Annotated in this window: 28 protein-coding genes, 1 pseudogene and 1 riboswitch; of the genes and pseudogenes, 16 read left to right on the forward strand and 13 right to left on the reverse strand. The window is 62.2% G+C overall.

What is annotated here, in order from left to right:
* Nucleotides 1-41 precede the first annotated feature (41 nt).
* Genes FME68_RS09910 through FME68_RS09930 form a run of 5 tightly spaced genes read left to right on the forward strand, consistent with a single transcriptional unit; the run spans nucleotide 42 to nucleotide 4,270 of the window.
* Nucleotides 42-968, forward strand: coding sequence for a metal ABC transporter substrate-binding protein (locus FME68_RS09910; protein WP_010189749.1), 927 nt, complete (start codon nucleotides 42-44; stop codon nucleotides 966-968).
* Nucleotides 968-1,678, forward strand: a complete 711-nt coding sequence (locus FME68_RS09915; RefSeq protein ID WP_158397452.1) for a metal ABC transporter ATP-binding protein — start codon at nucleotides 968-970, stop codon at nucleotides 1,676-1,678. Before FME68_RS09910 ends, FME68_RS09915 begins: the two co-directional genes overlap by 1 nt.
* On the forward strand, nucleotides 1,675-2,529 hold the full coding sequence (locus FME68_RS09920) for a metal ABC transporter permease (protein WP_070526052.1): 855 nt from the start codon (nucleotides 1,675-1,677) through the stop codon (nucleotides 2,527-2,529). The genes FME68_RS09915 and FME68_RS09920 overlap by 4 nt, the downstream gene beginning before the upstream one ends.
* Nucleotides 2,526-3,380: a metal ABC transporter permease gene (locus tag FME68_RS09925; protein ID WP_010189755.1), complete on the forward strand. Its 855-nt coding sequence runs from the start codon at nucleotides 2,526-2,528 to the stop codon at nucleotides 3,378-3,380. Before FME68_RS09920 ends, FME68_RS09925 begins: the two co-directional genes overlap by 4 nt.
* Before the next feature lie 5 nt (nucleotides 3,381-3,385).
* Entirely contained in the window at nucleotides 3,386-4,270 is an 885-nt protein-coding gene (locus FME68_RS09930; RefSeq protein ID WP_046647783.1) for a 1,4-dihydroxy-2-naphthoate polyprenyltransferase, read from the forward strand.
* An 8-nt stretch (nucleotides 4,271-4,278) separates the two neighbouring features.
* Here FME68_RS09930 and FME68_RS09935 read toward each other — a convergent pair whose 3' ends face one another.
* The gene (locus tag FME68_RS09935) at nucleotides 4,279-4,620 is read right to left on the reverse strand and encodes a DUF4229 domain-containing protein (protein ID WP_046647785.1); all 342 of its coding nucleotides are present in this window, start codon (nucleotides 4,618-4,620) and stop codon (nucleotides 4,279-4,281) included.
* A gap of 43 nt (nucleotides 4,621-4,663) precedes the next feature.
* Between FME68_RS09935 and FME68_RS09940 the strand changes: the two genes are divergently transcribed.
* Nucleotides 4,664-4,972 carry a hypothetical protein gene (locus FME68_RS09940; RefSeq protein WP_049154847.1) on the forward strand — a complete coding sequence of 103 codons (309 nt, stop codon included), beginning with the start codon at nucleotides 4,664-4,666 and terminating at the stop codon, nucleotides 4,970-4,972.
* Here the strand turns inward: FME68_RS09940 and FME68_RS09945 are convergent.
* The 7 genes and pseudogenes from FME68_RS09945 to hemL form a co-directional block, all read right to left on the reverse strand.
* A complete protein-coding gene (locus FME68_RS09945; RefSeq protein WP_046647787.1) occupies nucleotides 4,969-5,226 on the reverse strand; it encodes a helix-turn-helix domain-containing protein in 258 nt (85 codons plus the stop codon). The genes FME68_RS09940 and FME68_RS09945 overlap by 4 nt on opposite strands.
* Nucleotides 5,227-6,258 (reverse strand): c-type cytochrome biogenesis protein CcsB, encoded by a 1,032-nt coding sequence (ccsB, locus tag FME68_RS09950; RefSeq protein WP_049154848.1) that lies wholly within the window; start codon nucleotides 6,256-6,258, stop codon nucleotides 5,227-5,229.
* Nucleotides 6,259-6,399: 141 nt separating this feature from the next.
* A pseudogene (locus tag FME68_RS09955) lies at nucleotides 6,400-7,991 on the reverse strand (cytochrome c biogenesis protein ResB).
* A gap of 51 nt (nucleotides 7,992-8,042) precedes the next feature.
* Nucleotides 8,043-8,828 (reverse strand): cytochrome c biogenesis CcdA family protein, encoded by a 786-nt coding sequence (locus FME68_RS09960; RefSeq protein WP_046647905.1) that lies wholly within the window; start codon nucleotides 8,826-8,828, stop codon nucleotides 8,043-8,045.
* Between the two features lie 17 nt (nucleotides 8,829-8,845).
* Entirely contained in the window at nucleotides 8,846-9,451 is a 606-nt protein-coding gene (locus FME68_RS09965) for a TlpA disulfide reductase family protein (protein ID WP_070681469.1), read from the reverse strand.
* Nucleotides 9,451-10,059, reverse strand: a complete 609-nt coding sequence (locus tag FME68_RS09970) for a histidine phosphatase family protein (protein ID WP_070516490.1) — start codon at nucleotides 10,057-10,059, stop codon at nucleotides 9,451-9,453. The genes FME68_RS09965 and FME68_RS09970 overlap by 1 nt, the downstream gene beginning before the upstream one ends.
* A gap of 31 nt (nucleotides 10,060-10,090) precedes the next feature.
* On the reverse strand, nucleotides 10,091-11,425 hold the full coding sequence (gene hemL / locus FME68_RS09975) for a glutamate-1-semialdehyde 2,1-aminomutase (protein WP_158397453.1): 1,335 nt from the start codon (nucleotides 11,423-11,425) through the stop codon (nucleotides 10,091-10,093).
* Between the two features lie 204 nt (nucleotides 11,426-11,629).
* On the opposite strand from hemL, the gene FME68_RS09980 reads away from it, so the two are divergent.
* The 4 genes from FME68_RS09980 to FME68_RS09995 all read left to right on the forward strand — a co-directional run bounded on the left by FME68_RS09980 (nucleotide 11,630) and on the right by FME68_RS09995 (nucleotide 15,900).
* Nucleotides 11,630-12,103, forward strand: a complete 474-nt coding sequence (locus FME68_RS09980; protein WP_158397454.1) for a hypothetical protein — start codon at nucleotides 11,630-11,632, stop codon at nucleotides 12,101-12,103.
* A gap of 223 nt (nucleotides 12,104-12,326) precedes the next feature.
* A complete protein-coding gene (locus FME68_RS09985; protein WP_158397455.1) occupies nucleotides 12,327-13,937 on the forward strand; it encodes a permuted SH3 domain-containing protein in 1,611 nt (536 codons plus the stop codon).
* The gene (locus FME68_RS09990; protein ID WP_010189772.1) at nucleotides 13,934-14,608 is read left to right on the forward strand and encodes an ABC transporter ATP-binding protein; all 675 of its coding nucleotides are present in this window, start codon (nucleotides 13,934-13,936) and stop codon (nucleotides 14,606-14,608) included. The genes FME68_RS09985 and FME68_RS09990 overlap by 4 nt, the downstream gene beginning before the upstream one ends.
* Nucleotides 14,605-15,900 carry an ABC transporter permease gene (locus FME68_RS09995; RefSeq protein ID WP_158397456.1) on the forward strand — a complete coding sequence of 432 codons (1,296 nt, stop codon included), beginning with the start codon at nucleotides 14,605-14,607 and terminating at the stop codon, nucleotides 15,898-15,900. The genes FME68_RS09990 and FME68_RS09995 overlap by 4 nt, the downstream gene beginning before the upstream one ends.
* A gap of 1,003 nt (nucleotides 15,901-16,903) precedes the next feature.
* On the opposite strand, the gene FME68_RS10000 is transcribed toward FME68_RS09995, so the two are convergent.
* Nucleotides 16,904-17,218: a DMT family transporter gene (locus tag FME68_RS10000; protein WP_046647795.1), complete on the reverse strand. Its 315-nt coding sequence runs from the start codon at nucleotides 17,216-17,218 to the stop codon at nucleotides 16,904-16,906.
* Between the two features lie 11 nt (nucleotides 17,219-17,229).
* A riboswitch (guanidine-III (ykkC-III) riboswitch) is annotated at nucleotides 17,230-17,300 on the reverse strand.
* Nucleotides 17,301-17,325: 25 nt separating this feature from the next.
* Here FME68_RS10000 and FME68_RS10005 point away from each other — a divergent pair.
* On the forward strand, nucleotides 17,326-18,165 hold the full coding sequence (locus FME68_RS10005) for an NAD(P)-dependent oxidoreductase (RefSeq protein WP_158397457.1): 840 nt from the start codon (nucleotides 17,326-17,328) through the stop codon (nucleotides 18,163-18,165).
* A gap of 40 nt (nucleotides 18,166-18,205) precedes the next feature.
* Here FME68_RS10005 and FME68_RS13070 read toward each other — a convergent pair whose 3' ends face one another.
* Nucleotides 18,206-18,394, reverse strand: coding sequence for a hypothetical protein (locus FME68_RS13070; protein ID WP_195914105.1), 189 nt, complete (start codon nucleotides 18,392-18,394; stop codon nucleotides 18,206-18,208).
* Between the two features lie 59 nt (nucleotides 18,395-18,453).
* The gene (locus tag FME68_RS10010) at nucleotides 18,454-18,591 is read right to left on the reverse strand and encodes a hypothetical protein (RefSeq protein WP_010189784.1); all 138 of its coding nucleotides are present in this window, start codon (nucleotides 18,589-18,591) and stop codon (nucleotides 18,454-18,456) included.
* Nucleotides 18,592-18,808: 217 nt separating this feature from the next.
* Between FME68_RS10010 and FME68_RS10015 the strand changes: the two genes are divergently transcribed.
* From FME68_RS10015 to FME68_RS10035, 5 genes are all read left to right on the forward strand, one after another.
* Complete coding sequence (locus FME68_RS10015; protein ID WP_158397458.1) at nucleotides 18,809-19,387, forward strand: ABC transporter ATP-binding protein; 579 nt, start codon at nucleotides 18,809-18,811, stop codon at nucleotides 19,385-19,387.
* The gene (locus FME68_RS10020) at nucleotides 19,384-20,403 is read left to right on the forward strand and encodes an ABC transporter permease (protein ID WP_230308969.1); all 1,020 of its coding nucleotides are present in this window, start codon (nucleotides 19,384-19,386) and stop codon (nucleotides 20,401-20,403) included. Before FME68_RS10015 ends, FME68_RS10020 begins: the two co-directional genes overlap by 4 nt.
* Nucleotides 20,404-20,488: 85 nt before the next feature.
* Nucleotides 20,489-22,000 carry an ABC-F family ATP-binding cassette domain-containing protein gene (locus FME68_RS10025; protein ID WP_158397459.1) on the forward strand — a complete coding sequence of 504 codons (1,512 nt, stop codon included), beginning with the start codon at nucleotides 20,489-20,491 and terminating at the stop codon, nucleotides 21,998-22,000.
* Between the two features lie 68 nt (nucleotides 22,001-22,068).
* Entirely contained in the window at nucleotides 22,069-22,326 is a 258-nt protein-coding gene (locus FME68_RS10030; RefSeq protein WP_158397460.1) for a type II toxin-antitoxin system Phd/YefM family antitoxin, read from the forward strand.
* Nucleotides 22,327-22,331: 5 nt separating this feature from the next.
* Entirely contained in the window at nucleotides 22,332-22,586 is a 255-nt protein-coding gene (locus tag FME68_RS10035; protein WP_158397461.1) for a Txe/YoeB family addiction module toxin, read from the forward strand.
* A 192-nt stretch (nucleotides 22,587-22,778) separates the two neighbouring features.
* Here the strand turns inward: FME68_RS10035 and FME68_RS10040 are convergent, their stop codons facing one another.
* The gene (locus FME68_RS10040; protein ID WP_158397462.1) at nucleotides 22,779-24,161 is read right to left on the reverse strand and encodes a protoporphyrinogen oxidase; all 1,383 of its coding nucleotides are present in this window, start codon (nucleotides 24,159-24,161) and stop codon (nucleotides 22,779-22,781) included.
* Nucleotides 24,162-25,202: a uroporphyrinogen decarboxylase gene (gene hemE / locus FME68_RS10045; RefSeq protein WP_158397463.1), complete on the reverse strand. Its 1,041-nt coding sequence runs from the start codon at nucleotides 25,200-25,202 to the stop codon at nucleotides 24,162-24,164.
* Nucleotides 25,203-25,205 lie beyond the last annotated feature (3 nt).

Below are 25,205 nucleotides of genomic sequence, written 5' to 3' on the forward strand. Positions count from 1 at the left end.
CATTGAACATCGACATTCACTTTTAATAAGAGAGGTTTCCCGTGAAGAAACTTATTGCGCTTCCCCTCGCTTCCCTCGTGGTCGCAAGCACGCTGAGCGCCTGCACCAGCAGCGACTCCACCGAAGCCCAGAACGATAACCTGACGATCTTCGCCACGACCGGTTACTTGGCTGATGCGGCCGCCAATATCGCCCCGGACGCCGACATCACCACCATGGTCGGCCCCGGCGGCGATCCACACACCTACCAGCCCACCACGCGCGATATTGAAAAGATGCAGGATGCCGACCTCGTCCTCTGGAATGGCCTTCACCTCGAGGCGCAAATGGTGGACCAGCTCTCCTCCCTCGGTGAAAAGCAGCTAGCTGTCGGCGAACAGCTCGATACTGCTGACCTTCTGCCGTGGCCCGAGCAAGGTGACAAGGGCGAAAAACTCTACGACCCGCACATCTGGAATAGCCCCGAGCTGTGGAGCCAGGTCGTCGATCATATCGGCACCAAACTCGGCGAAATCGACTCTGACAATGCCGAAGACTATGCCGCGGCCGCCGATGCTTATGAAGACAAGATTGCAGCCGCGCACGACAAGGCCGCTAAGGAACTCGAAAGCGCCTCCCCGCGCGTTCTTATCACCGGCCATGACGCCTTCAACTACTTCGGCAAGACCTTCGACTTTGAAGTCCAAGCCACCGACTTCGTGACCACCGAAGCCACCAAGTCCGCCACTGAGATCTCCGAGCTCGCGGATACGATCGCGGAGAAGAAGGTCCCCGTTATCTTCCAAGATAACCAGGCGAACCCACAGGCCATCACTTCTCTCAAGGAAGCCGTAGAAACCCGCAACTGGACCGTCACCATCTCGGATGAAGAGCTCTTTGCCGATACCCTCGGCCCGGAAGCCCCAACCGATACCTACCTCGGAGCCTTCGAACATAACGCTAGCGCCGTGGCGAAAGCACTAAGCTAATGCTCAGCGTAGGAAACCTCACCGCCGGCTATCCCCGCACGCCGGTGCTTCACGACGCCTCCTTCACCCTCACCCCCGCGACTATCACCGGGCTGGTGGGTGCGAACGGGTCGGGAAAGTCTACTCTGGTCCGCACGCTGGTAGGGCTCCTTCCGCCTCTAGCCTGCGGGTCGATGACCTTCGATGGCGTCGATCTGGCACATTTTCGGCAGCGGCTCGGATATATGCCACAACATGCGGATATCGACTGGAATTACCCTGCCACCGCCTTCGACATCGCCCTGATGGGCCGCACCGCCGGGCTGCGCTGGTGGCAGTGGCCCAGCCGCGCTGACAAAGACGCCGCCCACGCAGCACTTGCGCGCACCGGAATGCAGGCACACGCGCAACTGCCAATTTCCGCGCTATCTGGTGGGCAGCGCCAGCGCGTGTTGTTGGCGCGCACGCTCGTTAGCGATCCGGAATTCATCATCCTTGACGAGCCCTTCGCTGGTGTTGATGCCGCAAGTCAGCGCGCCATCATGGATGTACTCAAGGAACTGCGCGACAACGGCGTGACCATCCTGCTGGTGCACCACAACCTGGCGGAAGTCGCCGACTTTTGCGATGAGGTCCTCATGGTCGGCCACGGCCGGCTCATTGCTGCTGGCCCCACCGAACAGGTGCTCACAGAGTCCGCCATTGCCGATATGTTTTCCCTGCCATCATGAACCCACTCGAGCTTCTTCAGAACTACACCTATACCCAGGCACTCCTGGGCACCGTGCTCATCGGTGGCTGCGCTGGCGCGCTAGGCCCACTGGTATATGTTCGCCGCACCAGCCTGCTGGCCGATGCCATCTCGCATTCTTCCCTGCCTGGACTGCTCACCGCCTTCCTCGTGGCCACCGCCATTGGCTGGGACGGGCGAAATGTCTGGCTTCTTTCTTGCGGCGCCCTGCTCACCGGAACCCTCGCGGTGGGGTGCATTCACCTCATCCCGCGGTTAACTCCCCTGGGGCAAACCACTGCGATGGCGGCCACGCTAACCACATTTTTCTCGGTGGGCATGCTGCTCATGCAGTATATTTCCCGCCGACCATTGCCTGGCAAGGCCGGAATCCAGGATTATTTGCTGGGAAATGCCTCCACGCTCACTCGCGCGGATGTACGGTCCACACTCATCATCGGTGGCTGCGTGCTGCTTTTTCTTTTCCTCATTCACACCCGGCAGGCCGCAGTCACTTTTGATTCAAGTTTTGCCCAGGTAGCCGGCATCCGCACCTCGTTCCTCAACGCGGCTAGTTTCTTCGCCCTCACCGCCATCACGGTGCTCGGCGTCAAAGTCGTCGGCGTAGTGCTCATGGTCGCCGTGGTCATCAGCCCTGCCGCCGCTGCCCGCCCCTGGACCACGCGCTTGCTACCTTTCATCGCGCTCTCCGGGTTCTTCGGCGCGGCCACCGCTGCTCTCGGCTGCTATGTCTCCATTGCACACGGCCCGCTGCCCACCGGTCCGGTCATCGTCTTGGTTCAGGCGGCGCTCGTCACCATCAGCCTCCTCAGCAGAAAGCTCGCCTCATGACCCTCGCCGCCACCGCTTGTCTCCTTGCCGTCCTGACCGCCTTGGCCTGTGCTATCCCCGGCACCTTTGTTGTCCTCAAAGGCCAGGCCATGCTGATCGACGGCATCGGCCATGCCGTCCTTCCCGGAATTGCCGTCGGCTACCTCTTTACCGCAGATCTAGATTCACCCATCTTGCTCGTTACCGCGGCCGCTGGCGCCTTGGTGGTGGCGTTGGGAACTGACGCACTACAGCGCAGCCCGCTGGTGACTGCTGATTCCGCCCTCGGATTGGTCTTTCCCGCCCTGTTTGCCGCCGGAGTCATCCTGATTTCTACGCACATGAGCCACGTGCACCTTGATGTCCACGCCGTTCTCGTCGGTGATCTCAACCTCGCGGCCTTCTCCAATCCCAACTATTGCTACATCATGGCCGCAGTGCTGGGTATCAATGCTCTCTTCCTCGCCCTTACACTGCCGCGTTTATCCGCCACGACTTTTGACGCCGATTTTTGTGCCGCACGCGGGGTGCCCACGCGCGTTCTTCACATCATATTTATGACCGTGGTTGCCTGCACCGCCACCGCCGCCTTTCACGCTGCCGGTGCCATGCTGGTCATCGCTCTCATGGTATTCCCGACGATGACCGCGCGGCTGCTTACTCAGCGCGTGCCCACGCTGGTGTTGACCGCCTGTGGCGTTGCCGCTATCAGCGCGGTCGTGGGATTTTGGGTTGCCTATGTCCTTGACGCGGCTACCTCTGCCGCAATGACAGTCACCAATGCCGTTATTTTCGTTGCAGTGCTCATCATCTACCGCTTTCGCCAACGCACCAGCTCATTGCCGCAGCACACCACACCAGTGGCACAATAGTGAGCATGTCTGCCTATTCCGCCACTCCTGCCGATTGGCTCCAGGGTGCTCGCCCGCACACCTGGGCCAATGCTTTTGCTCCTGTTATCGCTGGTACCGGTGCCGCCGCCGCGGCCCACGGTCTGCACTGGGGACGCGCATTGCTGGCACTCATCGTGGCCTGGGCTCTTATCATCGGCGTGAACTACGCCAACGACTACTCCGATGGCATCCGCGGCACCGATGATGACCGCACCGGCCCCCAGCGGCTTACCGGCGGCGGGCTGGCCAAACCGCAACACGTCAAGTTCGCCGCCTTCGCCTCCTTCGGCGTGGCGGCTATCGCAGGCATCTCACTCTCCCTAGCTGCCAACGCCGCCTCGTTCATCCTCGTCGGCGCCGTGTGTATCGCCGGTGCCTGGTTCTACACCGGTGGCAAGAACCCCTACGGCTACCGCGGGTTCGGGGAAATCGCCGTTTTCGTGTTCTTCGGACTCGTCGCGGTCCTAGGTACCGAGTACACACAGGCCGGCCGCATCACGTGGACAGGCCTTGCCTTAGCCGTGGGTATCGGCGGTATGAGTGCGGCGGTAAACCTGGCCAATAACATCCGGGACATCCCCTCCGATAAGGCCACCGGCAAGATCACTTTGGCGGTGCGCCTGGGTGATAAAAAGTCCCGCACGCTATTCATGACCCTCTTGCTGCTGCCGGTACTACTCACCATCGGCCTAGCCTTCGATTCCTGGGCCGCGCTCGCTTCGCTGCTCTACTTCCCTCTCGCGCTGGGTGCTATCCGCACCGTCAACCGCGGCGCACGCGGCCCGAAACTCATCCCAGTACTTGGCATGGCCGGCCGCGCGATGCTGGTGTGGGCGGTTATCAACGCTGTAGCGCTGGCTCTGGTTTAACCACCGATTTAGCGGCCAGCCAGCTCCTCTTGGACCCACTTCTTGTGGGCCTTGCGCTGCGCGGAGTACTCCGCCAGCGTCTGAGTGGCTTCCATGCGCCACGTGGAGAAGATCAGCATGGACAGCGGCAGCGCCACAAACAACGCCAACAGGGCGGAGACCAGCAGCGGAAAGGTCCCGAGAACCGCCATGGCCAGCAGCTGAATCACCGCGGTGAGCACAATGAACAGCACCACGCGGGCAGCCCCGTACTTCCACAAAGCGACGCGGGAGCGGCGCTTGAGCGCCGGGTCCGGCTGGGGCGGTTCGGAGTTCTGGGAGGCGTTGGTGGTGTTTTCTGTCTGACTCATAATTCTCACTTTTGCTTTGCGGGCATTCCGTAGAATACAACGCATGGGTCGATTGATACTACTACTCTTGTTTGTCCTCGCGGCGGTCCTCGTATGGAAGGCCTTTGGTCCGTCGAGTTGGAATAAGAAGGTGCAGCAGACACAGCAGCCGCAGCGCCCCGCAATCAAGGGCCCAGACGATGACGAAGAGTTCCTGTGGAACCTAGAGAAGCAGCGCTTCAAAGAGCGCCGCGCCAGGGAGCGGGAGGCAGAGCGCCAAGAAGAAGAGCGCCGCCGTCGCTCACAGGGTTCACAAGGTTCCCAGAAACCCAAGGCCCCCGAGGACAAAGACAATAAAGCCGACGAAGCCTAAGCCTTCGGCTCGAAGGTCATCTCAAGGCCGAGGGCCTCAGCCACCGCAATCACCTTTTCCCAGCGCACGCCAGAGCCGCCGTGCTCGATGGTGTGCAGCGTGGAGCGCGAAATCCCGGCCTTCTCAGCCAGCTCCTGCTGCAAGATACCGAGTTCTCGGCGGCGCTGCGCAAAGCCCTCACCGAGAGCGATGAGCTGCGGGTTATCGCCCGCCGGCTTGCCCTGTTTGTGCCGCGGCTTAGGGGTATCCGCCATTTAGTTCAGCCCCGCATAGGAGTGCAGGCCGGAGACAACCATGTTGATGAAGAACAGGTTGAAGATCATGAGCAGCATCGCCGCGATGTTGATATACGGCGCGGCCTTGCGGAAGGCCGGCGTCGCGCGGGCGTGCAGGTAGGCGGCGTAGAGGATCCAGGTGGCGAAGGATACGGTCTCCTTCGGGTCCCAGCCCCAGTAGCGTCCCCATGTGGACTCGGCCCAAATAGCGCCCAGTACAATACCCAGGCCCAGAGTCGGCAGCGTCACCACGCCCAAGCGGTAGGCCAAGCGGTCCAACTTCTTAGCAGAAGGAAGCGGGCGGGCAAGCGCACCAAAGAAACCGGACTCACTGCCCTTCGGCTGGAACTCACGCAGCACGCTGAGCAAAGAAGCGATACCGGAGACCACGCCGATGGACGCACCCAACGAGACCACAGTGACGTGGATGGGCAGCCAGTGAGACTGGAGTGCCGGAACCACCGGAGCGGATTCCGCATAGAGCTTGGTGGAGCCGTAGAACATCAGCGCCAGAATCGGCGTGAGCAGCCACGGCCACAGAGTGCGCCATTCCTTGCGCTGCATGGCGATGGTCGCCACCACCATGGCGCCGGCGGTCACCATGAGCACGTACTCGTAGAGGTTGCCAAACGGGAAACGCCCCGTGGCCAGGCCGCGCAGCACAATGGCCGCCAAGTGTAAGGCGATACCCAACCACAGGAGCATCTGCGTCATGCCGCCGAGCTTGTCGGCGTTCTCCCGCTTCTTCGACAGATCCGCGTCTAGGTCAGCATCGGGGCCAGTGCTGGCTGTCGGGGGGACGTCGCCAAGCGCGGCACTGTCTGCCGAGGCCCCCACGCTAGCGAGTTCGCGCTGCTGCGCCACAGCAGTCGTGCGGGAGCGCATCGCCTCGATGATGCTGTGCATCCGGCCGTAGTAGACCAGGGACAACACCAAGGCGAGAGCATAAACGACGAACGCGGTTTGCACCGCGATGTCGGAAAAGTTGGACAGATTTTGATCAACCTGCATGAGTGGGAAACCTTGCCTTCACAATCGTGCCTACACCGTGCTTCACGCACGAGGCTGCATGAGCGGAGAGATTTATGGTGCTCATCAGAGTACCCCCCTTCAGCGGGAGTATCCAACTTTTGACGGATAGCTTTCTCACCTTTAGTCGGCGGAGTAGAGTTCGTCCTCCTCCACCTCATCGGGATCCGGCAGTTCCAGGAGCTCGCGGTGAAGCTCATGGAATTCCTCAGACCAGCCCGCGCGGTCGGTGCGGGCAAGACCGCCCATCTCAATATCGGTGCCACCATTGGCCCCCGGCCGGATGCGCACCCACACGCGGCGGCGCTTGATCACCAGCGAGCCAACCAGGGATACCAGCATGACCAGCGCGGACACGAGAACCCAGCTCTGGAAGGGGTCATAGGAAACCTGGTAGTTCGCAAACTCGGAGGCACCGTCGAAGGTGATCTTCGTGCCGTCGTCCAGCGTGACCGATTCACCCTGGTTCAGGTTGACGCGGTCGATCTTCTGCAGCTGGCCCGTGTGGACCAGGTTGGAATCGAGGGAGAAGAGGGACTGCGGGGTACCCGTGTCCAGGCCGGCATCGCCGCGGTAGATATCGATAGCCACGGCCGGATCCAGCATCGCCGGGTAGGAAGACTGCAACAGCTTGCCGCTCTCGCCGGACCACTCGGCGGTCGGGGCAAACAGGCCCTGGATGGCGATCTGGTTCTGGCGGCGCTCAAACAGGTCCGGGTACATGCCGCCGGCGGGTCGAAGCGCATCACTCCCGACGAGAGGAAGAACGTGGTGTCAGTGGGCTGAAATTGGATGGTCTGCGTGCGCTTCTCACCGTTAGGCCACTCCACCGTCATGGTCGGCGCAAAACCGTGGCCCTGCAGGTAAACGCGGTTTTTGTCAATGCGCAGCGGGTGATTGACCTGCAGCTGGTAGTCCTCCCAGGTCTCCGGGTCCGTGAAGATGTCGTCGCCGGCGGCATAGGACACGTTCGAGGTGAACATCTCCGCCTGGCCATTGGGCAGGTAGTCCGCGGTGAAGTCGTGGGCCAAGAAGCAGAAGGGGTGCAGGCCGGTGCCGTCGAAAAGCGGGCCGGCGCGGAAGGAGTCATAGACGGAGGTCGAGGTGTTGCAGAACTCCGTCGATTGCGCCTGCTCCTGGGTCTGGCCCTGGGAGTTCTTCTCCGTGACCACGATGACCTGGCCCTCGTAGTGCACCAGACGCCCGGCTGCCATGGTGAGCAAGATGGCCACCAACGCGATGTGGAAGATAAGGTTGCACAGCTCGCGGGCATAGCCGCGCTCCGCGGAGAAGGATTGCGCACCCGCGCGGTCCTTCTCGGGCGAGACCTCGGAGACCCGCCACTTCTTCAGCATGGTTGTGGTGGCCGCGGCGATCTCCTCCGGGGACTTCTCCGAGTGACCGGTGGCGTTCAGCGGCATCTTTTCCAGGTACTTCGGCGCGCGCGTCGGCGGGGTGCGGTAAGCCTTGTAGTGATCCCAGGAGCGCGGGATGATACAGCCCACCAGAGAAATCATGAGCAGGACGTAGATGGCCTGGAACCAGACGGAGGAGAAGACGTCGAAAAGCTGCAGCTTGTCGTAGATCTCCGCCACCTTGCCGTTGGTCTCAATGAAGTCGTTGACGTTAGATTCATTGAGCGAGCGCTGCGGCAGGAGCGATCCGGGAATGGCGGCGATGGCCAGCAAGAAGAGCAGCGCCAGCGCGGTGCGCATGCTGGTCAGCCAGTGCCAGGCCTTGCGGATATATCTCACGAAAAATCTCCTTTACAGCAGCGTCGCGCCATAGGACACGGTCCACTGGCGGATGGCGTTGATGAAATCTCCCCACAGCCCGGTCAGCAGCGCCAGGCCGACGAGGATCATGGCGATGCCCCCGAGAATCTGGATGGTCCGGGAGTGCTCCCGCATCCAGGTCACGGTGCGCATGGCCTTAGCGGAGCCCAGTGCCACGAGCAAGAAGGGCAGGCCCAGGCCCAGGCAGTAGCCAATAATGAGGATGGTGCCGCGCAGCGCGGTGGTTCCCTCGGTGCCGGCGGAGACAGACAGGATGGCAGCCAGCGTGGGGCCCAAGCACGGGGTCCAGCCCAGGGCGAAAACCCCGCCGAGCAGCGGCGCGCCCAGCCACGTGGTCCAGCGCCGCGGCGCCATGCGCGTGTCCTTCTGTAGTACCGGCACCACGCCCATGAACACCACACCCATGAGGATGGTGATGACACCGCCGGCGCGCATGAGGGTATCCGCGTTGAGCGTCAGCGCCGAAATGGCGCCGAAGACTGACACGGTGGCTAGGACGAAAACGACGGTAAAGCCCAGCACGAAGAGTGCTGCGGCACCGACGACGGCCCAACGCCGGCGCTTGCCGACGCCCACCCCCAACTCCTCGTCATAGCTCACCTCACCGCCGACCACGGAGGCGAGGTAAGAGATATAGCCAGGAACCAGTGGAACCACACAGGGTGAGGCGAAGGAGACCAATCCGGCCACGGCCGCGGCGAGCACTCCGATCAGGAGCGGGCCGGACACGGCGGCATCGGCGAAGCTTTGCCCCATACCGTCAGCGGCAAGGATCACTGTTCTTTCTCCAGTTCGTCGACGACCTCGAGGACATCCTTTTCCGTGATCTCGGTCAGGAAGACCGCGGCGGGGCGGTGCTGCTTATCCAGAACAATGGTGGTGGGCACCACGGAGGTGGGCACGCCGCCGAGGGCCGCAGCCGTCTTGAAGGGCGGGTCGTAGATGGAGGGGTACTCTAGGCCGTTATCGGCCATAAAGTCCCGGGAGATCTCCGGGTTGAAGTCCTTGACGTTAATACCCAGTACGGTGCCGACCTTGCGCTTTTGCAGCTCCGCGTGGATGGCCTGGAGGTCATCCGATTCGGAGCGGCACGGCGCGCACCACTGACCCCAGGAGTTGAGGACGACGATCTGGTCTTTGAAATCCGAAAGCTTGATCGTCGTGGACTCATCCCGCAGGTCCTCACCGGAGAAATCCTTGAGCGGCTTGCGGTCTTCCTCCGCATAGCGGATGGTGGTCTGCCCGCCGGGCGAGATGAACTCGAAGGTACCGCCGGAGGCTACTGCGTTCTGCGCGTTCTCCTCGCTCTGCGCGCAGCCAGCCAAGGCAAGCGCAGCAACGACACCGGCCACGGCGGCGCGGATAGTTCTGCGCACCATTAGATGTCCTGCGCTGGTTCGGAGTAGAAGATATCGATGATCTCGCGGTCGCGGTAGACCAGCGAGGTCACCGAGGCCAGGTCGCATTCGCGGTCCCACGGCGCGTGGGCCAGGCGCTTGCCCAGCACGGTGCGCTGCACCATGACGATGGGCAGCTGGTGGGAGACCACAATGGCCTCGTGTCCCTCAGCCTTGGAACGGGCGCGCTCGGCGGCATCCATCATGCGCGCGGCGATCTCCTCGAAAGGCTCGCCCCACGAGGGCTTGAGCGGGTTGACCATGAGCGGCCAGCGCTGCGGGTTCCACAGCTGCGAGTTCCAGCCCTTGGTGCGCAGGCCCTCGAAGCGGTTACCGGACTCGATGACGCCCTTGTCGACGTCCACCTCCAAGCCCGTCACCTTCGCAATCGGCATCGCGGTTTCCTGCGCGCGCTGCAACGGCGAGGCCGCCAGGTAGGTCACGTCATGGCCTTCGAAGGCTTTCGCCGTGCGTGCGGCCATGGAATGCCCACGGGAGGACAAGTGATAGCCCGGGATGCGCCCGTAGAGGATCTTATCCGGGTTATAAACCTCGCCGTGGCGGACGAAGTGGACGATGGTGGTGGACATATACCTGTGTCTATCCCCTCAAATGGTTGGTTTACTGCGGGCGCTGCGCGCTGGCGGCGGCCTGGGCGGCAGGCTTGAGAGCTGCCTCGATTACCTCAAAATCATTGTCCGTGAGCGCATCAGACACAAACCAGGTCTCGAAGGCTGACGGCGGGACGTACACGCCGCCTTCCAGCAGTGCGTGGAAGAAGGGAGCGAAACGCCAGGTATCGGCTGCCTGCATATCGGCGAAGTCGCGGCCCTGGCCCTCGGCGAAGCGGATGGAGAACATCGTCTCCGCACGCTGGATGTGATGTGCTACGCCGGCGGCATCAAGTGCCGCCGTTATCAGGCCGGTCAGGCGGTCTGCGTTTGCCTGCAGGCGCGGGTACAGCTCTTCGTTGGCCAGCTCCAGAGAAGCCAGACCGGAGGCCATCGCCACCGGGTTACCGGACAGCGTGCCCGCCTGGTAGACGGGGCCGGCCGGGGCGAGGGAAGCCATGACGTCGGCGCGGCCGCCGAAGGCAGCTGCGGGCAGGCCACCGGAGACCACCTTGCCGAAGGTCACCAGGTCACCCGCTACCCCATCGACACCGAACCAGCCCTTGTAGGAGGTGCGGAAACCGGTCATGACCTCATCGAGGATGAGCAGGGCGCCGTCGGCATGCGCGATCTCCTTGAGTGCCGCGTTGAAGCCCTCCTCTGGGGCCACGGTGCCCATGTTGCCCGCCGCGGCTTCGGCGATGATGCAGGCGATCTCTCCCGGATGCGCGGCGAAGGCCTCGCGGACGGCGTCGAGATCGTTGTACGGGACGACGATGGTGTCCGCGGCCGAGGCACCCGTGACGCCCGGGGAATCCGGGAGCGCGAAGGTGGCCACGCCGGAGCCAGCCGACGCCAACAGCGCGTCCACGTGGCCGTGGTAGCAGCCCTCAAACTTCAGGACCTTGGCGCGGCCGGTGAAACCGCGGGCCAGGCGCACGGCGGACATGGTGGCCTCGGTACCGGAGTTGACCAGGCGCACCTGCTCCACGGCGGTGCGCTTGACGATGTGCTCCGCCAGCAGCGTCTCGCCCTCGGTGGGTGCGCCGAAGGAGAGGCCGTCGGCAGCCGCCTTCTGGACGGCCTCCACGATGGCCGGGTGGGCATTGCCGTGGATCATCGGGCCATAAGAGCTGACCAGGTCGACGTACTCATTACCGTCGATATCCCAGAGGCGGGAGCCCTTACCGCGAGCGATAACGCGGGCTTGACCGCCCACGGACCCGAAGGCGCGGACCGGGGAATTCACACCGCCCGGGGTGACCTTGGTGGCGCGCTCGAACCACTCGGCGGACTGGGACGTATTCTGCTGGTTTAGCTGGCTGGAGTTAGGCATAGCCCACATTGTATCGGTTTTAGCCCTATACAAAAGTTGGAGTCCCCTCGTGTCTCGCAGCCGCCTCTCCACCACCTCGCGAGCACCCTCAGCGCGCTCGCGCTGCGCACCCCGCCATGGGAACGCTATGCTGGCAGCACACCGTTGATTCTGCCTTTCCTTAATTCAGCGCTGGGGTGCGCTATGGGGAGGCACTACTTAAGGGGGATTCCCATGGCATCGCGCCGTATTCTTGTCATTTTTGCTTGCCTTCCGCTTTCTGCCTGCGCTACCACGCAGGCGGAGCCCGCTCCGCGAACCGAACCCAGTCCCACCACCTCGACCCAGCTGCCTTCCTGGGAGCCGAATGCCCTTCCCCAGCCGGTCAACCGCTTCGGCGACACCACCTCCATTGCTCCCGCAGCACCCGAACCGGAACCCGAAGCCGAAGCACCAGCTCCCGCACCCGCAGTTGCCGAAACACCCACGCCGCGCGTCGAAGTAGAAACCGTCACCGTCCGCGCGCCAGCGCCCGCGCCAGCACCAGCGCCACGCCCGGCCCCGCCACAGCGGCCCAAGCCCAAGCTGGAGCTGCCCGAGCCCCCACAGATTCCCCTCCCACCGGAAGTTCAGGAGGGACTCGATCAGCTGCCCAAGCTGCCGCCTTTCCCGAAAGCGGAAGAAATCCGCATCGATGTGCCCTTCTAAAAGTCAGATGCCAAGTACGCTTCGATCAAATAGCGGCAGAAAATCGCCCATTTTGGGGCCCTTATTTGATCGAAACGTCACCAGTCCTCATGGCCTCACATCATCTAAGGGTAGACCCTGATCTACCTCCTATATTCCCCCACTGCGCATGACAGGAAGCATGCCCAAGAGTTAATCTGAACCCGCTTTTCAATGACGGTCTAAAACTGACAGTAAGGGATTCATGAATAAGAAAGCTCTCGGCATCACTGCTGGCGCTATCGCTGCGGTTCTCCTCGCAGGCGGCGGTGGAATGTACGCACTAACCAGTGGGTCTTCCGATATTCAGCTCACCGCAACCGATGTCACGACAACCGCCAAAGAAGACCTCATCAGTTCCGTCTCCGCCACCGGAACGGTTTCTGCCGAGCGCGAACTCTCGCTGACCACCTCGCTGACCGGCCCCATCCAGTCTTTGGACGCGAAGGTGGGCGATCGCGTCGAGGCCCAGCAGCTGCTCGGCCGCATGGACACCACCGAAACCGAGCGCGAGCTCGAGGCCCAGCGCACCTCCCAGGAGGCCAGCAAGCTCGAGGCCGTCCACCAAATCGAGGATGCCCAGCTCCAGCTGCGTCAGCTCCAAGATTCCCTCGACCAAGGCCTCAACCCAGAGGTCAATAGCGCACAATCCGCCGTGAACTCGGCGCAGACCGAGTACGCCGAGGCACAGCGCAAGCTCGACGATGCCCTCGCCGCCAAGGGCGACCGCCCCGAGATTGCCGAAGCCCGCGCCGCCGTCGAGCAAGCACGCTCCGGGGTGCGCGATGCCGAGTCCAAGTCTTTCCAGTCCGCACTGGCCTCCCTCGGCACCGCCACCGAGGATCCCTCCGGAATCAACACTGCCAGCGCTTTCTTGAGCTACCTCGATTCTGACGAGGCCGTGCAGGACTCCGAGCGCCAGCTCAAGCAGTCCGAGGAATCCTATGGTCGCGTCCTCCGCGGCATCGACCGCGAGCTAGGCGAACAACAGCGCGCCACCGCCGCCTCCTACCAAGCGGTTGCCGATGCCGAACGCGCGCTGCAAGCCAGCAACCTCGCCATCGAACAGCAGATTTCCTCCCAGTCCCAGGCGGTGAACCACGCGGTGGAATCGGCGGCGTCGGCAAGCGCGAACAACGCCAAGGAAAATGGGCCGCTGGAGTACCGGCTCTCCCAGGCCGACCTGCGCTCCCCGCTGGCGGGAGTCATTACCGCCGTCAATGGCGAGGCCGGCATGCCCGCCGAAGGCCCCATCCTCACCGTGGCGGATGACTCCACGTTGTTGGTGAAGTCCACGGTCAAAGAGGGCGACATCGCCCGCATCAAGGTCGGCGACGAAGTCTCATTCACCTCGCCGTCGAGCCCCGGCAAGGAATACAAAGGCAAGGTCACCTTCATCTCCCCCACCGCTGAGCAGCCCGATGTCGAGGCTGGCGCAGGCGGCGGCTCCGGCAAGCCAACTGGCTCCTCCAAGCCCGAATTCCCCGTGCACATCCGTGTCGACGGCAACCGCGAGGGGCTGCGTCTCGGTTCCACCACGAAGGTAAAGATCATTACGAAGAAGGATAAGAACGTCATCACCGTGCCGCTCTCCGCCATCTATGAAGAAGGCGGCAAGAAGAACGTCCTCGTCGTCGACAACGGCACGATCCAGGCGCGCGAGGTCAAGGTGGCCAGCGAATCTGATTTCTCCGCCGCCATCTCCTCCGGCCTCAAGGAGGGCGAAACCGTCATCAGCCAGGCGGATACCCACAAGGACATGGTCGGCATGTCCGCCTCCGTCGATGGCTCCGATGATGCGGAAGAGAACGCATGAGCCGCCTCATTGAGATGCGGGGAATCGTCAAACGCTTCAACGAGGGCCTCGACAGCGAGCTGACCGTCATCCCGGGCCTCGACTTCAGCGTGGAGGAGGGCGAGTTCGTGGCCGTCGTTGGCCAGTCCGGCTCCGGCAAGTCCACGCTCATGAACATCATCGGCTTGCTCGACCGCCCCACCGCCGGGGAGTACCAGCTGGCTGGCGTGGATGCGCTGGCGCTTGGCGACGACAAACTAGCCTCCTTCCGCGGCCAAAAAATCGGTTTCATCTTCCAGAACTTCAACCTGATCGGCCGCATGTCCGCGCTAAAAAACGTGGAGATGCCCATGGTCTATGCGGGCGTTTCGGCTCACGAGCGCACCCAGCGCGCGGAAGAGCTTCTGGAGATGGTCGGTATGAGCGACCGCATGAACCACCTCCCCAATGAGCTCTCCGGTGGTCAAAAGCAGCGCGTGGCGGTGGCCCGCGCCTTGGCCAACCAGCCGGAGATTCTCCTAGCGGACGAGCCCACCGGCGCGCTGGATTCGCAGACCGGCCGCATGGTCATGGACCTCTTCCACGAACTGCACCGCACGCATGGAAAGACCATCTTGTTTATTACCCACAACCCGGAATTGGCTGATGAGTGCAGCCGCACCGTCACGATGAAGGACGGTGTGCTGTCATGAATTTCGCTGAATCCACCAAGATGGCGCTGACCAGCCTGCGCACCAACAAGATGCGCTCGGCGCTAACGCTCTTGGGCGTCATCATCGGCATCGCCGCGGTCATCGCCATCGTCACGCTCGGCCACTCCTTGCAGGCTTCCGTGCAGAAAGACTTGGACAAGGTCGGCGCCAATAACTTCACCGTCCAGGTCAAGGAGCGCCCTGAGGAGGGCGAAGAGGAAGAAGCCGATGATCCCTTCATGGGCGGCGGCTTTGTCGAGGACGAGTCCTCGATGCTCACCCCGGACATGCTGGACCGCGCCAAGGAGGTCTTGGGAGATCAGATCGCCGGCATCAATATCGGCGAGTACAGCTCCTATTCCGGTGCCCTCGTGGTCGAGGGCGAATCCGGGGAGGAGACTGCCAACCTCCTCGTCCGCCCGACCAACCCGGACTATGTCTCCGGCTCTTCCTATTCCATCGTGGCCGGGCGCTTCCTCAGCGAGGATGATATCGACTCCAGCCGGGCAGTAACGATGCTGGATAAGGAAACAGCCACCAAGCTTTTCGACGCCCCTGAAGACGCCATTGGCCAATACGTGAGCTTTGAAAGCCAGGAGGCTTCCCCGATCGAGCTCGCCGTCATCGGTGTCTTTGAAGAGCCCCAAACCGGACCTCTGGTGGGCGGTGGTCCCAGCCAAACCGCCTTCGTTCCTTACCCGCTGGAGGCCGAGTTCTCCGATTCCCCCGGCGCCGGCACCGCGTTCAGCGAGGTCACCGTTCGCGGCAACCCGGACTTGGACAAGGCCGCGGTGGCCAGCAACTTGCAGCGCGTCTTCGATAGCTACTACGAGGACAACCCTGACTACATGGTGAAGGTGTCTGACTTCAGCGATGACCTCGCATCCTTGAACCAGATCTTCACCACGATGAGCTTGGTTCTCGCGGCCATCGGCGGCATCTCGCTGCTCGTCGGCGGTATCGGCGTGATGAACATTATGCTCATCACCGTCACCGAGCGCACCCGCGAGATTGGCATCCGCAAGGCGCTTGGTGCACGCCGCCGCGATATCCGTATCCAGTTCATCACGGAGGCCATCGTGGTCTGCCTCATCGGTGGTCTCATCGGCATCGCCATCGGCACCGCCGCCGGCATGGCGGGCGCGGCCGCCATCGGCTCACTCGTGGCACCGCCGCTGTGGGCGGTCATCCTCTCGCTGCTCTTCTCGCTAGCTATTGGCCTTTTCTTCGGCTACTACCCCGCGGGCAAGGCCGCGAAGCTGGACCCGATTGAGGCACTGCGCTACGAATGATCCCACTCATCCTCCCGACTTATCAGGTATTCTGAAGCCCAAAAGTTCGGGGGGACTCCATCTTGGATAAGCGGTGCGTTTTGAGTTCTTCGCACCCCAATCCCCTCTTGCCGGTACTTCCACTATCAAGAGGCACTCATGAAACTCATACAGCATGAACTAGGTCATTCTGAAGCAGAGACCATACTTGGCGCATTGCCGTTGCCTCGCCGAAGCACCTACCTCAACTTGGCTAAACAGCACGGAGACACCGGTACCGACATCGATATACTCGCAGCTCATCTTTATGTTTGGAATGGCTTCATGGCATCTGTTGTTGACAGAACAACTGGTGAAGTTGAGGTTCTCTTGCGCAACTTTATCGATTCAAGATTTAGAGAGTGGAACTCCTCGCCTCCAAGAAATGGCTCGCCAGACTGGTTGGAGCACCCAGAAGCACCGCTTACTCAACTTGTGCTACCGGAAGGCCGCAGTCGGCTTGCGGACCTAGCGCATTGCGATAGCTCCTTCAGCCCACCGAGTCACGATGATTATGTTGCTGGTTTGACCTTCGGTATTTGGGTTCACCTACTACCTAAACCTCACGCTGGAAACAAAAACCCACGAGTGGTTCTCTGAAATGAGGCTCTCGGACCACATGTTCACAAACTAAACCGAGTTGAATTCCAGCAGTACGCAATGCTGGTAAAAGACATGCGCAACCGAGCGACGCACCGTCGCCCTCTCATAAAAGACATACCCAAACTAGAGAAGACCCATCAGTTCTCTATCGAGCTAGCTAAGGCCATAAATCCCCAAATGGGTGTCTGGATGCGCTCGGAACGGTGGATTCCTGAAGCGCTAAAGCAATTCCCGGCGAAATAAAAGATGGCCCCAGCGATGCTGGGGCCAGAGCCTATTTGCCTTGCGGCTTGATATCCAGAAGCCTACTACGTAAGTACACAGGCGTCCACCCACCGATATCATGATTCTTCTTCGTCGTCGTTTCAAACGACGACGCCTCCTAATGCACCACCTTCAGGCCCACGATCCCACCAATGATCATGGCGAGGAACAGCACCTTCCAGACGGTTGCCGCCTCGTGCCCGGCGGCGAAGGAGTAAATGACGGTGACCACCGCGCCCACACCGGCCCACACCGCGTAGGCCGTGCCCACGGGGATAGACTTCATGGCCCAGCCCAACCCGCCCATCGAAATGGCGCAGGCAACGAAAAAGACCACCGAGGGCCACAGCCGGCTAAAGCCCTCCGACTTATCCAGCGCCGCCGCCCACACAGCCTCGAAGGCACCGGAGAAAATCAACACAAACCACGACATGGCCAGCCCTTTCTGGCCGTCTTGTCGCGTCACCGGGTACGGCTCCCTCGTCCGGGGCTCGCATGAATCGCGGCGAGCCTGCCCACAATGATGGCACACTGGGCGGCATGAAGATTGCATTCCTAGGTACTGGCCGCATGGGCACGGAGCTCGCCCGACACCTCCTCAAGAACCACGAGCTCACCGTTTGGAACCGCACCGCCGAGCGCGCGCAGCCGCTGGTCGATGCCGGCGCTACCCTCGCCGATTCCCCCACCGCCGCCGTGGAAGACGCAGAGGTCATCATTACCTCGCTCTTTGGCCCCGACGACATCCGCGAGCGGATCATCGAGACCAATCTCATCCCAGAGGGCGTGACCTGGATCGATACCACGACCGTCTCCCCCGATGCCGCCCGCGAATTCGCCGCCGCAGTCGACTCTTATGTCCACGCGCCCGTCGTTGGCTCGCTGGGCCCGGCGCGCGAGGGCAAGCTCGGCGTCTATGTGGGCACGCCTGACGACGACCGCCGCGAGCTCGCCATGACCATCGCCGAGTCCTGGGCCGACGAGAACAAGCTCATCGGCGTAGAATCCGCCGCCACCGCAGCGATTGGCAAGCTCCTGGCCAACCTGGCCCTTGCCGTTACTGCGGAGGGCGTGCTGGAAGCACTGCACCTCGGTGAGTCTGAGGGCCTTGATTCCGAAGTCGTCCTCGAGATGCTCGATATCACCGGCTTGGCCTTCATGAAGAACATGAAGGGCCCGTTCATCACCGGTGAGCGCAACACCACTCCTGGTGATTTCACCGTGGATGCCCTGTGCAAGGACGCCAAGCTCATGGAGATGACCGCCAACAAGCCGCTGCCTGCGGTGGCCGCCGCCATCGAGCGCTTTGAGGAGCAGCAGGCCATGGGCCACGGCGACCAGGACTTCTCCTCCATCTTCGTCTTCCGCAACAAGGGCTAGCCCCGCACCTAGGTGCTGCGCTTTCCGACGAACTCTCGCTCTACTTCAGCGAAGCACGCCGAACACGAGCGATAGCTTCGTCGGCAGATAGTGCCCCTGCGGCTACCTCGCGACCCAGCTGGCGCACATGCTCATCAGTAACATCGTGGCCTGCCAAACGTAGTGCAGCATCACTCAGCGCTAGCGGATCCCGCTCAGGGTCTTCATTTTGTACTTGATTCGAATTCAACACACGACTCCTAACGCGACGAAATAGCATTTCTGGCGGCACGATAATTGAAGCAATCCCTATTTAACTTGCGCCTTAGCGATAGCAATTGCTTCCTCGACCGTCATCTCACCTGAAACGACGGCACGGACAAGCGCTTCCTGCTCCGCAGTCATTTCGTGGCCAGCCAACAGAGAAACCCCCTTCGCAAAAGTCACGCTTTCCTCAACGCTCTTCTGTTGACTTGCTGCCCTTGCCAACTACGCCCTCCCCGAATTACCAGCTTTAGTTGCTCTCATTTTAGCAGCTCATAGCACCAATCCCAAGGGTGTTTCCCATCTCGAGAGCAACGTTCGGGGCGTGCATTTTGCTAAACTACATCAATAAGTTTTGACTATTGTCAGCCGCCCAACGTAAGGAGCTCGCCGCCCAGCAATGCTTTCCATCGACGCCGATTATGGGCATTCCACGCCCCTTGGACACCTTGAGAAGGACTTCGCCCCAGGCCGCATCTATGGCCTCGCTGGGCCCAACGGTTCCGGTAAATCCACGTTGCTGGCCACGCTCGGCGGAGAGCTTGCCCCTCTCGATGGAACAGTTGAGTGCGACGGCCATAGCGTTGGTACGAAGGAACAGCCGGGTGCTGTGATTACGGTTGCCGAGCCGGTTTTCCTCCCCGACCTCACCGTGGGCGAGCACCTGGACTTGATGGGGAAGGCGGCAGGGGTGGACGTCGCCAAGCTCTGCGAACTCTGGGCGCTTGAGCCTCTCCTTCCGCACCCTGCCTCGCACCTGTCCTCGGGCCAGCGCCAGCGCGTTTTTCTGGCCGCGCAGCTGTACCAGCCGGCACGTGCAGTGCTTATCGACGAGCCCGAGCGCCACCTCGACGCCGCCTGGACCGAGTTCCTCGCCAGCGAATTACGTCACCTAGCCGACGAGGAGAATCGCTGCATCGTCGTGGCCTCGCATTCCGACACCATCACCCAGGCCTGCGACGAGGTGGTACAGCTATGATGCGCGTACTGTCCCGGCTGGGCGATGGTATCTGGTATCTCATCCTCGCCGGCATCGTCTTCGGCTTCGGTTACACAGTCTGGCAAGAAGTCGGCGCAGTCCTGCCTATCATCCCGGCCCGCATCGCGCTAACTAGCGTCGCCCCGATTGCCGCCGTCGTGGGACTGCTCGCGCTCATGGTGCTCACCGAGGTTCTCTATCCTCTGCGCGCACTGTCGCGGGAACGCTGGGTCTACGTCGATCGCCCGCGCGGCAGGCTCCGGGGTACAGACTGGATCACGTGGGCGCAGCTGGTCGGCTTCGGGGTGTTGGGGTTCGGCATCTGCGTGTCCACCGGGCTATCCCCGTGGTTCGCGCTTGTGGTGCCAGCCCTGCGTTTCGTCGTGGGGTGGCGCTCGTTCACGCTGGCTTCGCTTCTCAGCGCTGGGCGCACGCGCCTGGTCGGTGGATCTGGCCTTGGCCTGCTTGATTCGGAGGTCACCTCTGATGCCATTGCGAGCCAGTCCGCGTGGATTCCTCGTCGCGCCCATGCGCCCTCCACGTTGACGGGCCTCTTCTTCCGTCGTCTGGGACGACGATGGTACATCGGCGTCGGTGCGCTCGCGGCCCTCGGCTTGACGTTGGGGTTCGCCCCACAGCTCGGGGCGCTGGCTATCGTTGGATTCATGTCCGCGTGGAGCATCGTCGGCGCGGCGGTTGGGCGCGCCGCCTCCTTCGGCCGCGTCAGCGACGATGCATGGCCCGACTGGGGCCTTCCCCTTATCGCTTCTGTGGGCACGGCGCTTCTTGGTGCCGGTGTCCTCCTCTTGGTGTGGAAGCTCTCCGCCATCGCAGTGGTGCTCATCATCGCCGGTCTTAGCTGGGCGTCGTTTAAGCGTTCCCGCCCGGCACAGGTAGACAGCATGTCCATGCTGGACAGCGGCGGCTTCGGTGTCTCCTTCTCCCCCGAGGTGCTGCACTACATCACCCGCGGCGCCCTCGGCCTTGGCGTGGCGGCCCTTGCGCTGGGGTATTAGTCGGGGCTAGTCTTTCGGGCATGAAGATTTTTTCCTAATTCGACGTCACACTTTTTACGCGACTTACTCGAAGGTGGATTTCTTCATGCCTATTTCTTTTTCTCATCTCACCGTCACCTGGCCCGACGGCACCCCTTGTTTCACGGACCTCAGCGGCACGTTTTCCTCCCACTTCACGGGCTTAGTTGGGGCGAATGGTTCCGGAAAATCAACGCTAGCCAAGGTACTTGCTGGTCTCATTGCCCCGACTTCGGGAACGGTATCCGCGGGCTCAGTCCTCTATGTCGACCAGGATTTAGGTCTCCATACGTCTGACACCATCGCCGAAGTCTTTGGCGCAACAGAGATCCTCAGTGCCATTGCCCGCATTGAGGCTGGCGAATACTCGGAAGAGCTCGCTGCCGCTGTTGGTGAGCAGTGGGATCTAGCAGAACGCATCGAGGCGGCTCTCGACGCTGCGGGTATCCCCTTCCCGCTGGATCGCACTATCGGCACATTGTCGGGTGGTGAAGCCGTGACTGTGGCGCTGACCGCCGCCTTCTTCCGCAAGCCGGATTTCCTGATCCTCGACGAGCCCACCAACAACCTGGACTCCGAATCGCGCCAACGCTTGCTCGAGCTCATTCGCACCGCGCCGATGCCGGTTCTCGTCGTCTCACACGACCGCGAGCTCCTCGAGCACGCGGAAAGCATCGCGGAACTCTACCACGGAACACTTCGCGAGTTCGAGGGAAACTACTCCTCCTACCGCGCAACGATTGATGCCGAGCAGGATTCCGCGCAGGCCAAGGTCCGGGAAACTAAGGCCGAACACCGCAAACAAATCCGCGAGCGCGCCGCTATGCAGACCCGCATCGCCCGCGATGCCCGCCGCGGCAAGAACTTCGCCGCCTCGAAGCGCAAACCCGGCATGGCCATGGGCTTAGACAAGAACCGTTCCGAGCGCTCGGCCGCTGGGCGCTCCCAACAGGCCAACGATGCAGTGGCTGCCGCCCAGTCGGCGCACGACAAGGCGCAGCGCGCGCTTCGCGACGACACCCAGGTCCACATCGATCTCCCCGGCACTGAGCTGCCCGCGGGCACCCGCGTGCTGGTCAGCGATCTGCTGAGTATTACTGGCCCCGAGCGTGTTCGCCTCGCCGGGCCAAACGGCAGCGGCAAGACCACCTTCCTCAACCGCATCGCCCGCGGAGACGTCGAGTACGCGCTGCCCTGCGGGTACATCCGCCAACGCATCGTCTTGCCCGCGGAGAAATCGGTGTTCGACATCGTGCGGGAGGCCAACCCCGGCGCGGACCCGCAGTTCCTGCGCGACCAGCTGGCCCAGATGCTCTTTATCAACGACAAGATCCACCAGCCCGTGGGCCAGCTTTCTGGTGGCGAGCGCTTCCGCGTCGAAATCGCTCGCGTCTTGCTCAGCGATCCGGCACCGCGCTTCCTGCTTCTCGACGAACCGACAAACAACCTCGATATCCCCACCACCGACTGGCTGATTGAGGTGCTCACGAGCTACCGCGGGGCATTCATCCTGGTCAGCCACGACGAGCACGTATGCGAGCGGCTAAACCTAACGCGCACTGTTCACGTGGCCTCATAAACTGAAACCTCTCTAGCGCTCATCCCCTTTTCGTTGTACAGTTTCTTGTACAAGAAGGGAGATAGCTTATGAAAACCATGTCTTACTCGGAATCGCGAGCAAGATACGCCGAGGTCCTACAGTCGGTCGTTGATGACCGTGAGGAAGTCATCATCACTCGCAATGGTCATGAGTCTGCAGTCATCGTTTCCTTAGATGACTACAACTCTCTTCGCGAAACCGCATACCTTCTGCGTTCCCCTCGCAATGCCCAGCGCCTGCTTGACTCCATCGAGAGCCTCAACGCCGGAGCAGCAACGGAACACGAGCTCATTGAGGAAGACTAAGCTTCATGATTCTTTCGTGGACAGAGGAAGCATGGGAGGACTACCTCTGGTGGCAAGCTCACGACAAGAAGATCCTCAAGAGAGTCAATAGCCTCATTAAAGACATTGCACGAAACGGCAATGTCGGGATAGGAAAACCCGAACCACTCAAGTTCGAGTTAGCCGGGTTCTGGTCTCGGCGAATTACCGAAGAGCACCGACTGATCTATCGCATTAAGGGCGCAACCATCGAGATTGCTGGGTGCAGATACCACTACTAGCTAGCGTCAACTTCCCGTATCTCCTCTGCCAAAAGGCAGCTGACAAAAGGCATCAGTCATAAGGCGTTTTTACGGCTAAAAACGCCTTTTATGCATGGCAGATGGCGTTTTTACGCCCAAAGATGCCTTTTATCAGACGCCTTTTGCGGGGCGCCTTTTGCGAGGCGCCAAAAGGCAGGCGCCGACAGCGAGCTAGCTGACGAGTGCTTGCGCGGCAGCGCGGGCGCCGGCAATAACGGCGGGCACGCCGACTCCATCAGCCCAGGCGCCGGCGGTGGCGATACCGGGGACGTCGGCAAGCTTGGCGCGGACCGCGGCAACGGTGGCCAGGTGCTTTTCGTCATAGCGGGGGATGCCGCCGAACCAGCGCTGCGTGTAGATCTCCTCCACGCCGGCGGCGCGGCCGTCGAAGCCGGTGATCTTCTGCAGGTCATCGAGGGCGTAGTCCACCAGGTCATCCTCTTCCGCGCGCACGAGGGCGTCATCGCCGAAGCGGCCGAAGGAGGCGCGCACGAGGAAGCCCTCGCGCTCGTTCAGGTGCGGCCACTTATTAGAGGAGAGCGTGAAAGCCTTGGCGCGCACACCGGGCTCGTCGGAGGCGACGAGGATGCCGGTGGCCTCCGGAAGGGAGTTGCCCTCCGGATCCGTGGCGGAGGCGAAGTTGAAACCGACGACCACAGAGGAAGCCAGCTGGACGGTGGACAGCTCCTGGGCGGCCTCGGGGGCCACGGCCTTGAGCAGGCGCGCGGTGGTCGGTGCCGGGGTGGCAAAGAGCACGCGGTCGAAGGGGCCGATATCCCCCGGCGCGCCCTTGACCTCGAAGGCATCGCCCTTGCGCGTCACTCCAGAGACGAAGGTGTCCAGGTGGATCTGTGCGCCGGACTTCTCAGCCAGGGCTTCGTAGAGCTCGGCGTAGCCGCCCTTGAAGGTGCCGAAGACGGAGCCTTCGGCTGGGCTGCGGCCGGACTCAATCTGCTTAATAGCTGCCGACAGCGTGACGGGGCCGTCCTTCGCCAGCGTGTCCAGCGTGGCCGCCAGGTGCGGGACCGTGGCGCGCAGGCCCAGGTCATCGGCCGAGCAGGAGTAGACACCGCCGAGCAGCGCGGAGACCACGTGGTCCACCACGTCATCGCCGTACTGCTGGCGAACGAGCTGACCCACAGAGACATCCCCGCCGATCTCCCACTCGAAGGGCTGCTCGTTGGTGATGCGCTCGTTGGTCGCCTCGGAGAAGAAGTCCTGCGGCTCGGAAGGAATACCCATGACCCCGCCCTGCGGCAGGAAGTGCAGCTCGCCGCCGGTGTACACGCGCGGGCGCAACTCCGGATTGGGCTCCACAAAGGAATCCTGCAGGCCGAGCTCCGTGAAGAAGTCCACGGCGTCCTGGCGGCGGCGGATGAAGGCCTCCGCGCCCATGTCCGTCGGACCGCCGTTGAAGGCCACGGTGTGCAGCTTGCCGCCGATGCGGTCGGCTGCTTCGAAGACGAAGATGTCGTGGGAGCCCTCAGTGTTCTGCTTGATTTCCCATGCCGCGGTGAGGCCCGCGAGGCCCGCACCGATGATCGCGATCTTCATTTAGCCCTCCTCGTGGATGATGGCGACGGCACGGGTAATGGCCTCCGCCTCCGTGGTCGGCAGCACGCCGTGGCCAAGGTTCCAGATGTGTCCACGCAGGTTGCCTGCCGCGCGGGCGGCATCTACTTCAGCCTTGATGGCGCGTACTTCCTTGCGCACCGCATCCTCGCCGGCAAACAGCAGGGCTGGGTCGAGGTTGCCTTGCAGGATGTCCGCGTTGACGCGGGCCGCGGCGGCATCCATGCTCACGCGGTAGTCCACGCCCATGACCTCAGAACCGGCCTCCGACATCGCGCCGAGCAGCTCGCCAGTCCCCACGCCGAAGTGAATGCGCGGCACGCGGCCCTCCGCGACCTTGAGGATCTGCTCCGAATAAGGCAGCACGAACTCGCGGTAATCGCGCTCGTTGAGGTAGCCCGCCCAAGAGTCGAAAAGCTGCATAGCGTCGATGCCGGCATCCAGCTGGAGCTCCAGGAAGGAGATGATCGTCGGGGTGAGGCGCTCCATGAGGTTGTGCCAGGTGTCCGGATCGGAATGCATCAAGGCCTTGGTGCGCTCGTGGTTCTTCGAAGGGCCGCCCTCGATGAGGTAGCTGGCCAAGGTGAAGGGAGCACCGACGAAACCGATGAGGGCCTGCTTGTCGGTGAGCTCGCTCAGAATGATCTCAATGCCTTGGCGGACCTCGGGCACATCCACGTCGAGGATAGGCAGGTTGTCCACGTCCTCCGTGGTGCGCACGGGTGCATCCATAACGGGGCCGCGGCCGGGGACGATCTCCACACCGACGCCCGCGGCCTTGAGCGGAACAACGATATCGCTGAACAAGATGGCGCCGTCGACATCGTGGCGGCGCACCGGCTGCAGGGTGATCTCCGCGAGGAGCTCCGGCATGAAACAGGAATCCAGCATGCTGATTCCCTCACGCACCTTGCGGTACTCCGGCAAAGAGCGCCCCGCCTGGCGCATGAACCAGACGGGCGGGCGGGAGGGCGTGTGGCCAGTAGCGGCAGCAATCAGCGGCGCATCAGACAGTCGAGACATACC

The organism is Corynebacterium hiratae (genome assembly GCF_009708045.1).
Lineage (GTDB): Bacteria > Actinomycetota > Actinomycetes > Mycobacteriales > Mycobacteriaceae > Corynebacterium > Corynebacterium hiratae.